Raw genomic sequence first — 12,053 nt, forward strand, 5'->3', positions numbered from 1 at the left:
TCTTTACTCTACTTTTATTAACGTACCTGGTTACAACATCTTAGATTCATTCACCCTTTTAATATACTGCATTATTCAAAAACAAGTATTTTCTACTAACAAAGTAGTAATACTTTCTTTTCATCTCTTTAAAACAACCAGCTAAACCAAAATAAAAATCAATTAAAATAATATAAGTTTTAGAAATTCAAAATACCTCTTTCTGTCTTACTAACAGATAAGTTAAGGGTTCATTACACCACTGTATATTTTTAAAACCACTACAAAGACCTTATACCTGTATTTTCCCTTTAAAGGTATTCACCTTATAAAACTTATTTACCAAAACAGCAACGCCTACTTCAACGTTGCTGTCCTTCTTTCAAAATATGTATGAAGACGATACTCACATATCTCTTTCGTCCATTCAAATAAAAGTTCTTCGTCTTCTTTTCGAACATCCATATTTAGAGAAAATAAGTTTTCATCAAATGATAGTAAACCTTTCGAGCTACCGCTCCACTTTGTCATTGGCATCGTAGCAATTAATTTACTAACTTTTTCTTCATCATAATCCCACATACGCTGTGCTTGCTTATCACTAAAATCAATTCGCTTACGGTATTCTTTTTCCATTAAGAACTGATGGAAAAATGGTGCAACTTCTCCTGGTGAAATAGGATGGTACCATCTCGCTTTCCCACGTTGTAACATCGCTAACAGTAACAGCATTTTATAACTTTTTGCCATTCCTGTCTTTTCAACTTCTTGTAACCACGCTTCATAATGTAAAAATACTGCTTTTTCCTTTTCTGTTAGTTCATCAATCCATGCCAAAAAGCCAACATACGATTTAAACTCTTGGCGATATTCTTTACTTTCTTCTGTACCAAGCTTATGTAATTCTAAATATGTCATTCTACGTCCAAGATCCATTTTTACAGTTTGATAGCTATGCTGCAATTTTTCTTTTCTCTTCATTTTCTTTTGCATCAATTCATCTAATAACTGCTTTGCTTCCAATTCAAACTCTACTGTACATCCAGCTGGCAATATGTTTTGTGTGCCGTTTCCTCTTGTCTTTCCATCATCAACTCGAAGCATTTGCATTTTTATATCTGCATTTCGGTAATTAGCAATTAAATCGATTACAATGCAAGACTCTTTTTGTTCATGTAATCGTAATCCACGACCAATTTGCTGTGTAAAAATCGTTAATGATTCTGTCGGACGCACAAATAAAAGTGTATCAACAGATGGAATATCAACACCTTCATTAAATAAATCTACTGTGAAAATAGCATCTAATTCGTTACTATCCAGCTGTTTAATTGCATCTTCCCTCAAAATATGTTTTGTTTCCGAATGAAGTGAGATTGTATTATATCCATTCTCATTAAAATATGTAGACAAAAAGACCGCTTGCCTAATACTTGAACAGAAGACAATCGTTCTCGTTTTCTTATATTTCTTCCAAGCCTCTAAAATATTTAAGGCTAGTTCCTCTCTTAACTGAACTTGTGCAAGCTCCTCACGATCATACTTATTACCTATCCAACGTATTTGCGAATAATCAGTCTCATCATGTACTCCATAATAATGAAACGGAGATAACCACCCACGTTGAATCGCCTCCATAAAATCAATACGGTATGCAACATTTCCATCACAAATTGAATAAATATCTCGAAAGTCATTACGATCTGGTGTTGCCGTTATTCCCAATAAAAAATTAGGTTTAAAATAATCTAGCACTCTTTGATAACTATTTGCTGCCGCATGGTGGAACTCGTCCACAATGATAAGGTCAAAATCATTAGGAGAGAAGTTTTCTAAATGGCGCTTTCTACTCAACGTTTGAATAGATGCAAAAACAACATCCTTCTCGCCCTCTTTTTTCTTTCCATTATAAATTCCCGTAGTCTTATTATCGATTACACGCAGAAAAGACCTTTCTGCCTGATTTAATATTTCTTCTAAATGTGCAATAAATAGAACTCGTTTAAAACGTCCCGCAAAGAAAGCTGCTAAATACGTTTTGCCAAGCCCTGTCGCCATAACAACCATCGCTTTATTGTATCCTTCTTCTAGTACATTCTCTAATTGTTCTAACGCAGGGATTTGTGCAAAGCGTGGCGCAATCTTAGTTTCATATACAGCAGATTCCTCTAATTCAACTTCTACTCCTGAGCTCACAGTATAATCCTCTTGTCCCGACGGCATCATCATTTCAATCTCTTCTTGCTTTGTCCAAGTTCGGATCAAATTCGAATGAGTTGTATGAAATTCTTCGTACTCTTTACGATATTGTTTAATTGTTTCTACATTAATAGACTGAGTTGCTTCATTCATATGAATATGTAAAAATTGATCAATCGCCTCTGAAAAAGCTTCCTCTCCAACACTCTCTTTTACAAGCAAACTCCACTCCACACCACTTGTTAATGCAGAACGAGACATATTAGAAGAACCAACAATCATAACCCCATCGCTCTCACGCTCAAATACATAAGCCTTCGGATGAAATGATTTCCCCGCACTCTTCCATAATCGAATCTCAATGTCAGGATGAATTTGATACAATTTCTCTAAAGCATCTGGCTGTGTAATATACAAATAATCTCCTGTACAAATCTTAATATCCACATTTTTTTCCGCTGCTTTCCTCAAGAGAGGAGCTAACACATCTACCCCCGATTTCATAACAAACGAAGTTAAAATGTAAATTGATTTTGCATCATCCATATATCGCTCTAACTTATGGATCAAATTATTCGTAACAAGCTGAACATTAGTCATCATGTACCTCAACTAAAAAGATTCTCTCCTGAAAACCACCGCGTTTTTCTGCTTTTTGTTTACGCACTTTCTCAACATCTTCTAACGTCACACCTTCATATTGAGCTAATGCATTCACTAACTCTAACAAGTCCGCTAATTCCTCTACTTTATGCTCTTTACTTTCGGCTTCTAAATACTCAGTTAGCTCCTCTTGTGTTTTTTTGCTCACTTCTTCTATATATTCTTTTTCATCTAGTATTCTAGTTGTAAATGTTTTCCCGTTATTCTCGATAATTTCTGGTATGCGATCTCTTACTAATTTGTTGTAGATTGGCATTTTAATTCCTCCAGGATTAGGGTTTTAATTCTCTAATTATACCATATAAGATTTAGTGCTTTTCTTTCTGTTTGCATGCGATAGCTGCTTAAACAATACATTTTAATCCAATAAATAAGGCCATATCAAAAGCATACTCCTATGCCATTTTGATACAGCCTTATCTTATCCACTAATACTACTATCCCTTTAATCATTTTTGAGCTATACAAGCATTAAAAATTTAATCTACCTACAAAACATTACCATCCTTTAAATAATCATAGAGCTTATTATCAACTGATTTCTCCATAATCATATTCATCGTAACAACAGGTAGTTCTTTTCCATTTTTATCTTGCATTTCAGTTTGTTCTACACTTGCTTTATCAGGTCTCGCTTTTCCTAAATAGTAAAAGTCGGTTCCCTCGTCATCATCTTTTTTCACAAAAATATGGACATCAATATTATTTTGTTTAGCATCAATAATTGTTTGAACTTCCTTTGACTTTAATGTTCTGTTACTTCTTGTATACCATTTAAGAACATCTTGATTAAGGAATTCATCACCGTAGTCCACACTGGATTCTACCTCATCATTTTTATGGTATGTGATAAATATTGGACAAGTATAGTGTTTGGTCTTATAACCATACATAGTTGAGCTCTCATCACTATGCCAATTTAAAAGTTTACACACATCTTTTCTTGAGTATTTTTTATATACAGTAAGGTTACTATCACACTCATAGTTTTTGCTCTTTTCTTTCGCACTTTTAATAACGTCCATAACCATATACTTAAAGTATTCATTTTGTTCTAAACTTTTTCGAATAGAATCATTAAATATAAATGTCTTCTCATCCTGCAACGTGAGAATTGGCTTTTCCCCATATTTTTTTTGGTTGTTTTGTGAGAAAAACTCTAACTCAAAAATTCGTTGCACAGAAGTAATCGTATCATCATCTTTTAAGCAATTAGATTTTTCAAGTTGTTTTACATACTCATCTTTATCAACTTTTTCTTGCTTTAATAGTAAGTCTAACAAGACGATTTCGTTTTTACGTTTTCCATTTAATACTTCCAATGAAAACATTGTTAAAACTTTATTTTCGTACTCTGTTAATGCAGGGACATCTTCTTTCATTTTCAATAGAAACTGATAATAGTTCGAATATCCTTCCACAAGTACAACTGGATCAATAGAATGGTTTACTATAAAGTCATATAGATATGGAATTCTTCCTATTCTATTTTTCAACTCAGCAAAAGCTTCCTTTAATACTTTCATTGCTGTTAAATTACTATCGTTAATTGCTTTAAAGATCTGCTTTTTCGCTATCTCTTCAAAATTAACTGTTGAAATACCTTTAATATAACTCGTGTCATTTGTATACCTACGTATATTATCTTTATTTTGTGATTTATCTCCGGAAAGGGCAATCGGAATTAAATAGTTGTTTTTATAGTTTCCAATAAAATCAATGATCGTAACAAAATCTTTCGAATCGTGTTTTCGAAGTCCACGCCCCAGCTGCTGTATAAAGATAATACTTGATTGAGTTTGTCTTAACATAACAACTTGATTCACACTCGGAATATCAATTCCTTCATTAAATATATCTACCGTTAAAATATAATCAAGTATGCCATTTTCTAATTGGTTCACACGTAGTTCTCTTTCCTGTTGGGAATGATCGCCGGTTAATGCAAATGTACGAAAACCTCTATTATTTAAGGCATGTGATAATTGTTCTGCCTCATCTTTTCGGCTGCAAAACATTAGTCCAGTTACTTTCTCACCGGAAAAACCGTAATATTTTACTTTTTCAACTATATGATCCACCCGTTCTTCCGTAACAAGTTTAGATAAAACCGTAGTGTCATCTATCTTTTCACCATTATATTCAAAATCAGTTACTCCAAAATAATGAAAAGGACAAAGCATATCTTCTTCAAGTGCTTCTTGCAAACGAATTTCATAAGCAATATTGTAATCAAATAGCTCATAAATATTAAAATTGTCTGTACGTTCAGGTGTAGCCGTCATTCCCATTAAAAATTTTGGTTTAAAATAATCAATAACCCTATGATAAGAACTAGCACCGGCTTTATGAACTTCATCTATTAAAATATAATCGAATAGCCCAGGATCAAATTGATGTAAATTTTCCTCTTTTGAAATGGTTTGGATCGTCGCAAATAAATATTTAGCATTTATTTGTTTATTTGATCCTGATAAAATTCCAAAGTCCTCATCTATCCCACCAAGAACTTTTTGAAAATCTGATTTCGCTTTATTTAATATTTGCTCTCTATGAACAATAAATAACATCCGTTTAGGTGCAAAGTTTCTGACATCAAATGCTGACAGATATGTCTTCCCTGTTCCTGTTGCGGAAATAACTAACCCTTTTTCTTTTCCAGCTTCTCGAATAGCTTGTATTTCTTGTAACGCAGCTTGTTGCATTTTATTTGGAGTAATTTTCAAAGCTTCTTCAATTGAATTATGATATTGACCAGGTAATTCTATAACTCGATCTAGTAACTTATTTTCTGCAACTTGTTCATATATTGTTTCGTAATTTCCAATTAACTCTTCAGTTAATATTTGAGAATGCTCCCAAACTTCTTCAAATTGATTTTTAAAATGCTGTACAATCTCTCCATCTTCATGCGATGTTAACTTAACGTTCCATTCATAGTTTACCTTCAAAGCATGTGCAGTCAGATTTGAACTACCGACAATTAATGAACAATGTGTTTTGTTATCAAATATGTATCCCTTTGAATGAAAACCAGATAAATTTGTTAATCTCACTTCTACATTTTCAAGTTTCATTAGCTCTCTAAACACTTTTGGTGTATTAAAATTTAAGAATGTAGATGTTAATATACGTCCTTTAACCCCTTTTTGTTTAAGATCAAGGAAATGTGATTTTAAAGTCGCTAGCCCACTTTCCGTAATAAAAGCTACTGAGAAAATAAAGGATGTACTATTTTCTAGCTCCTCCAACAATGAGCTTAAAACATTTTCATTTTTTTTCGTATTGTTTACTAATAATTTCGGCTTATATATTCCGGGATGATTATGTTTTTGATCAATAAACCCTTTATATAAAGACCCCTCTAATTTTTGAATAAAATTCTCCATATGATCACCATTTATGACAATTTTTTATATTAATTGTATTACTCACTGATTTAAAGTGCAAATTTATTACAATATAAAAAACTATCCGCATAAAACGAATAGTTTTTTTAAAATTACTTTACAATCGATTCTTTTGATAATTTCTCAATAGTTGGGATATCCGCAGGTGCCCACTCTAAAGCTGCTAGTTCATTTGGATGTAACCATTTAATTGCTACGTGCTCAGTTAAAACCGGACTTCCTTCAACAAGTTTACAATAAAAAGTTTTCAAATGAACAATACCAAAATCATACTCATAGGCTGTATAATCAATTTGTTCACCAATCTGCACGCTACAATGCATTTCTTCATCAATTTCACGCTTTAACGCCTCTTGAGGTGTTTCTCCCTCTTCTATTTTCCCACCTGGAAATTCCCACATAAGAGGTAGCGATTTAGATGGTCCTCTTTGCGCACATAAAATTTTCTCATCTTGAACAATTACTGCTCCAACAACATAAATATTTTTTTTCATAATGTCCTCCTTAAATCTCACAGAAACTCTATAATCTACGTTTCCATACCTTATAGACTGAAAAATGCCTTTTATATCTTTTAACGACTAATATATTTTTAATCAGTAAGATAGATTTTATCTATTCCTATCTAGTACCTTTAATGTAATTAGCCTAACACTCTTTTATATTATATAGAAGTAACTACAAAAATAAAGCATGATTGAACACTTGCCTCTTAAACCTCTTTTTTCACCATCTCCTCGTACCTAAAATCACATTCCTCCAAAAACCCCCTCGTCTCCCCACTATCCTTATAAAACCCCTCCCAACCACTCTCTCTCAAAATCCCCTTCCAACTATCACTCTCAACCATCTTCTTAATAATACTATCCCAATAAGCAACCTCTTCCTCCGTCATATCTTTCGGTCCCATAATCCCTTTCCAGTGCTGGAAGACAACGTCGATTCCTTGTTCTTTCCACGTTGGAATTTCAGGTAGTCGGTCTAGCCGTTTTTCTGAGGATACAGCTAGTATTTTTATTTTGCCGGCTTTGTATTGTTTTTCGGCTTCGGATAGGGTCATTGTTGCGGCGCCTATTTGTTTGTTCGTTAGGGCGTTTATGATTTTTTCTTTGTTTTCGTAGACGAAGAATTCCAGTTCAGCAGGGTTTATACCGAATGCTTTGCTTACTTGTACGAATGATAGGTGATCGTCGTTTCCTAGGCCGGGGGCTACGCCGATTTTGAAGTTTTTCTTGTCTTGTTTTAGTTGTTCCATTAGTTCGTTTGCGTTGTCTATGTTTGAGTCTTTTGAGACGACAACGACTTCCCAGTCTGACGCGAGTGTTGCGAGCGGTGTGAAGTCTTTATATGTAAGTTTACTGTGACCTAGTAGGTTGTTCGTTATGAGTAAGCTTGAGTTAATCGCAAGTACGTGACCGCCTTTTTGTTTCGTATATTTCCATCCGACATCACCACTACCGCCTACTTTGTTTGTGACAGTGATTGGTTTTGTGAAGATTTTTTCTTCTGTTAGCGTTTTTTGCATCGCTCGCGCTGTTAAGTCCCAACCTGCTCCTTGAACGTTCGGCGCAACGATTTCTACTTTGTCTATGTTTACTGTATTCGTTTGAGGTTTTTCCGACGAACAACCAGCTATTACTCCTGTCATGAGCAATATACATAGTAATAATCGTTTTTTCATAACCCTCGTCCTATTCGATATTTTCTTTCTGGTCGCCCGATAATGCCGTATGTGTACTCTACTGTGCATTCGTTTGTCGCTACTAAGTATTCTAAATATCTTCTTGCGGTTGTTCTGGAGGCCCCCATTTGTTCTCCCATTTCTTCTATTGTAATGCCCTCTTCGAATCCTTTTATAATGTCTTTCACTTTTTGTAGTGTTAACGGATCTACACCTGTCGGTAAGTTTTTCATGTCTTGTATTTGCGAAGTGCCGAAAAAATTATCGATTAGTGCTTGATTTACTTCATTGTTACTATGTAACAGTTGCTTCTTTCTTTTATAGTCTTCAATTGTTCGAACAAATTTATCTAACGTGACCGGTTTTATAAGGTAGTTGCTTACGCCGTTTCGAATTGCCTTTTCTAACATATGGTTTTCATTCGCCGCTGTAACCATAATTACGTCAACTTTCGGAAAATCAGCGTGGATTTTCGGCAACAAGTCTGTACCGATTCCATCTGGTAAATAATTATCTAATAGAAGTAAATCGACTTCTTCTCTTTGTAATAGTCCCATCGTTTCTTTTGCGTTTAAAGTTTTTCCGATAACTTTTACATCCTTTATTTTTGATAAAAACTCCTCCTGAATTTGCGCTACACGGAAATCATCTTCTGCAATTGCGACCTTCAACATATGCCCATCCCCCTGTTTGTCATTTACTTTCTCTCAATGTTTTCGGAAGGTAAATTGTAAAAATAGCTCCCCCATTTTTCTCGTTTTGAATTTCAATTGTTCCTTCTAGTAGATCTACCATTTCTTTCACGTTTGCTAGCCCGTAACCACGATCGTTTCCTTTCGTTGAAAATCCTTTTTGAAAAATGGTACTTATTTTTTCTGCTGGTACTCCTATCCCGCTATCTATCACTTCAAATACAATATCGTGCCCAATATCCGTAACAAAGAAAGAAACATTCTTTTCCTCTTGCCCACTCACCGCATCAAATGCATTGTCGATTATGTTTCCAAGTATCGTAATAAGGTGCGAAACTTTTATATGATCTGGTAACGGTTGAAGCGCACTATCTCCTTCAATATGAAAATCAATTTTCTTTTCAGACGCTGTTCCAAGTTTTCCTAATAAAATAGCTTGTACTTTCGCATCGTGAATTTGATGGAATAAAATATGGTTTTGGCTTTGATGAATATTAGATTCTTGCTGGATAAATTCAATTGCTTCTCTGTAGTGCCCTAACTGCAATAAACCAGATAACACGAAAAGCTTATTTGTAAATTCATGTGTTTGAGCACGTAAATCCTCGGAATACTTTCTTACCTCAGATATTGTGTTAACTAAGTTTTGCAGTTCTGTTTTATCTCTAAAACTACATACAACACCTACCGTACTGTTATTTTCGAGTATTGGTGTCATGTTTAAAATGAATACTTTATCTTGAAACGCTATTTCTTGATCATTTTCTAGCACTCTTTCCATATGAAAATCAGGCAAAACTTTTGAAATGTGCTGCTGCATATAATCACCATTTACATACAGCATTTCTTCTGCCGAAGTGTTCATCATCGTAATAAAACCATTTTGATCAATGGCTATAATACCTTCTTTTATAGATAGTAGTATCGCGCTTCGTTCCCGGTATAGCGCTGCGATTTCATTCGGCTCTAAACCGAGTGTATCTTTACGAATACTACGTGCTAAAAGAATACCGCCAATGATTCCAACTAGTAATACCGCTAAAGAAAAGAGTATGATTTCTTTCGTTCTGCTCAATATGTTAGATTCAATACCTTTTATTAAAAACTCTACTGTCACAACGCCTACGACTTGATCATAGTCTCCGTTATGAATAATAATAGGTGCTTTCGCCATTAAAGCCGGGCCACTTGCACCATTTCCTTCGAGCGTATAATAGCCACCAAAAGTGAGTGCTTCATAGTTATATGGATTATTACTCTTTGTACCAATCAACTCCGAATTAGAATGTGAATACATAACCCCATAGCGATCTTCTATAATGACATAATCTGCACCAGCTTGCTCACGAACTTGTTCCGCAATGGATTGAATGATACTTTTATGCTCGTTATATTGAAAAGCCTCTTTTATAGCTGGCATAAAAGAAAGTGACTTCGCCGTTTGCAGAGCTAATTGCTCCACTTGACGTTTCGTATCAACAGACTGAATGTAAACAAATATCCCCGCTAACAGAAGAACGACAAATAAAATTAACGTAATAATTAAGCCTAGTATTTTCGTTTGTAATGACACTTTGCGTGATTTCTTCATACTCCATATCCTTTGATAAAATATTCAAAACTATCAATCTCCTTTTTCTATTATTATGACAAAACTGAAAATGAATCAACTATAAAAACCTCCATGTACATAAAGTACAAAAAGAATAAAATTGTCATAATATTGAGATTTCAATTCAAGGACAGTACAATTCAACTATATTGAACGCGCTTTCATAATTATCATTTTATTTATAAGCAAGAGGAGGAATTATTATGGCTCAAGCAAAATCTAACCGAGTCGCCGGCAATATCTTCAAAGGTTCTGTCGGCAATTTAATTGAATGGTATGACTGGTACGTTTACTCTGCTTTCGCTGTTTACTTCTCAGCAGAGTTCTTTCCTAAAGGAGATCCAACGAGTCAATTACTGAACACAGCCGCTATTTTCGCAGTTGGGTTTTTAATGCGCCCTATTGGAAGTTTGCTAATGGGACGTTATGCAGATCGGCACGGACGCCGGGCAGCATTAACGCTTTCGATTACGGTTATGGCCGGTGGTTCTTTAATTATTGCCTGTACACCGAGTTACGAAAGTATCGGTATTATGGCACCAATTATTTTAGTTCTTGCCCGTTTACTCCAAGGATTATCACTTGGCGGAGAGTACGGAACTTCCGCAACGTATTTATCTGAAATGGCTAGTAGTGGTCGCCGTGGTTTTTATTCAAGTTTTCAATATGTAACGCTCGTTGCTGGACAGATGGTTGCGTTAGGCGTTCAAATTGTTCTTCAGCAATTACTAAGCGAACCAGATATGAAAGCTTGGGGATGGCGTATTCCATTCATTATTGGTGCGATGGGAGCAGTAGCTGTATTATGGCTTCGACGTACAATGGATGAATCAGAGCAGTTCTCAAATATGGAATCGAAAAACCGCGAAAGCGCAGGAACCGTTCGCGCTCTTATGAAACACCCGAAAGCAGTATTAACAGTAGTTGGCCTAACACTAGGAGGCACTGTTGCATTTTATACGTACACAACATATTTACAAAAGTTCATGGTAAACACAGTTGGTCTTCCGAAAGAAGTTGTAAGTTGGATTAACTTTGTCGCACTACTTATATTCGTCGTACTTCAGCCGATTGCGGGGCTATTATCCGATAAAATTGGACGCCGCCCACTCTTAATGGCTTTCGGTATTCTCGGAACGTTACTAACAGCACCGATCTTCTTCTTTATGGAAAAAACGACAGAACCAATCGTAGCATTTTTACTCATGATGGTCGGCCTTATTATCGTTACTGGTTACACTTCCATTAACGCAATTGTAAAAGCAGAACTCTTCCCAACTGAAATTCGCGCACTAGGCGTAGGTTTACCTTATGCACTAACCGTTGCGATATTCGGCGGAACAGCGGAATTTATCGCATTATGGCTAAAGAGTATCGGAATGGAATCACTATTCTATTTCTACGTAGCTGGATGTATCGCGATAAGCTTTATTACGTATTGGCGTATGGATGAGTCATCGAAGACTTCGCAGATTGAGGCGGAGCTTGGTGGTGGGGATAGTTTAGTTAATAATAAATCTAGTTAAAATTACGTATTCTATGTTCTTCGTTTACCTGAACTCGATGAATCTCTTTCTTGGCAGGGTAAAGATGTTGTTGGTGCTTTAGAGGTAAGATTAGGATTTACCATTGATGTAAAGGTAACTGTGAATGGAGCGCCACAATACAAAGTACATAACAGCAAGGATAAAAGATACTATGTATCAGCAATTGAAGCCTATTTGTATGTAAAGTAAGAGGTACAAAAGGGCATCCACTTAAATGATACTTTTTAATTTAAATCAACAAAAGAGACCGCAAATGATATTATCCCCTTT

8 protein-coding genes and 1 pseudogene are annotated in these 12,053 nt (G+C 35.1%); 2 read left to right on the top strand and 7 right to left on the bottom strand.

What is annotated here, in order from left to right; genetic code table 11:
- Positions 1–336: 336 nt before the first annotated feature.
- The 7 genes from V7038_RS17900 to V7038_RS17930 form a co-directional block, all read right to left on the bottom strand.
- A complete protein-coding gene (locus V7038_RS17900) occupies positions 337–2,778 on the bottom strand; it encodes a DEAD/DEAH box helicase family protein (RefSeq protein WP_335471196.1) in 2,442 nt (813 codons plus the stop codon).
- Entirely contained in the window at positions 2,771–3,097 is a 327-nt protein-coding gene (locus V7038_RS17905) for a nucleoside triphosphate pyrophosphohydrolase (protein ID WP_002201564.1), read from the bottom strand. The genes V7038_RS17900 and V7038_RS17905 overlap by 8 nt, the downstream gene beginning before the upstream one ends.
- A 232-nt stretch (positions 3,098–3,329) precedes the next feature.
- Positions 3,330–6,230 (bottom strand): DEAD/DEAH box helicase, encoded by a 2,901-nt coding sequence (locus tag V7038_RS17910; protein ID WP_335471198.1) that lies wholly within the window; start codon positions 6,228–6,230, stop codon positions 3,330–3,332.
- Between the two features lie 113 nt (positions 6,231–6,343).
- A complete protein-coding gene (locus V7038_RS17915; protein WP_283746982.1) occupies positions 6,344–6,745 on the bottom strand; it encodes a (deoxy)nucleoside triphosphate pyrophosphohydrolase in 402 nt (133 codons plus the stop codon).
- 218 nt (positions 6,746–6,963) lie between these two features.
- Positions 6,964–7,932, bottom strand: a complete 969-nt coding sequence (locus V7038_RS17920; protein WP_283746981.1) for a tripartite tricarboxylate transporter substrate binding protein — start codon at positions 7,930–7,932, stop codon at positions 6,964–6,966.
- Positions 7,929–8,606 (bottom strand): response regulator, encoded by a 678-nt coding sequence (locus tag V7038_RS17925; protein ID WP_070146220.1) that lies wholly within the window; start codon positions 8,604–8,606, stop codon positions 7,929–7,931. Before V7038_RS17925 ends, V7038_RS17920 begins: the two co-directional genes overlap by 4 nt.
- Before the next feature lie 19 nt (positions 8,607–8,625).
- A complete protein-coding gene (locus V7038_RS17930; protein ID WP_335471200.1) occupies positions 8,626–10,215 on the bottom strand; it encodes a sensor histidine kinase in 1,590 nt (529 codons plus the stop codon).
- A gap of 224 nt (positions 10,216–10,439) precedes the next feature.
- Here V7038_RS17930 and V7038_RS17935 point away from each other — a divergent pair, with 224 nt between their 5' ends.
- Together V7038_RS17935 and V7038_RS29570 are read left to right on the top strand one after the other, a co-directional pair.
- The gene (locus tag V7038_RS17935) at positions 10,440–11,762 is read left to right on the top strand and encodes an MFS transporter (protein WP_098209135.1); all 1,323 of its coding nucleotides are present in this window, start codon (positions 10,440–10,442) and stop codon (positions 11,760–11,762) included.
- Between the two features lie 39 nt (positions 11,763–11,801).
- Positions 11,802–11,972: pseudogene (locus V7038_RS29570) on the top strand (N-acetylmuramoyl-L-alanine amidase); the annotation flags it as partial.
- Positions 11,973–12,053: the final 81 nt, after the last annotated feature.

It is taken from the genome of Bacillus sp. JJ783 (assembly GCF_036963225.1).
In the GTDB taxonomy this organism is placed as follows: domain Bacteria; phylum Bacillota; class Bacilli; order Bacillales; family Bacillaceae_G; genus Bacillus_A; species Bacillus_A cereus_U.

What these genes read in the sequence shown, in the direction of transcription:
- V7038_RS17905 (WP_002201564.1), bottom strand. Translation starts at nt 3,097, where the DNA reads ATGCCAATCTACAACAAATTAGTAAGAGATCGCATACCAGAAATTATC.
- V7038_RS17925 (WP_070146220.1), bottom strand. Translation starts at nt 8,606, where the DNA reads ATGTTGAAGGTCGCAATTGCAGAAGATGATTTCCGTGTAGCGCAAATT.
- V7038_RS17920 (WP_283746981.1), bottom strand. Translation starts at nt 7,932, where the DNA reads ATGAAAAAACGATTATTACTATGTATATTGCTCATGACAGGAGTAATA.
- V7038_RS17915 (WP_283746982.1), bottom strand. Translation starts at nt 6,745, where the DNA reads ATGAAAAAAAATATTTATGTTGTTGGAGCAGTAATTGTTCAAGATGAG.
- V7038_RS17900 (WP_335471196.1), bottom strand. Translation starts at nt 2,778, where the DNA reads ATGACTAATGTTCAGCTTGTTACGAATAATTTGATCCATAAGTTAGAG.
- V7038_RS17930 (WP_335471200.1), bottom strand. Translation starts at nt 10,215, where the DNA reads ATGAAGAAATCACGCAAAGTGTCATTACAAACGAAAATACTAGGCTTA.
- V7038_RS17935 (WP_098209135.1), top strand. Translation starts at nt 10,440, where the DNA reads ATGGCTCAAGCAAAATCTAACCGAGTCGCCGGCAATATCTTCAAAGGT.
- V7038_RS17910 (WP_335471198.1), bottom strand. Translation starts at nt 6,230, where the DNA reads ATGGAGAATTTTATTCAAAAATTAGAGGGGTCTTTATATAAAGGGTTT.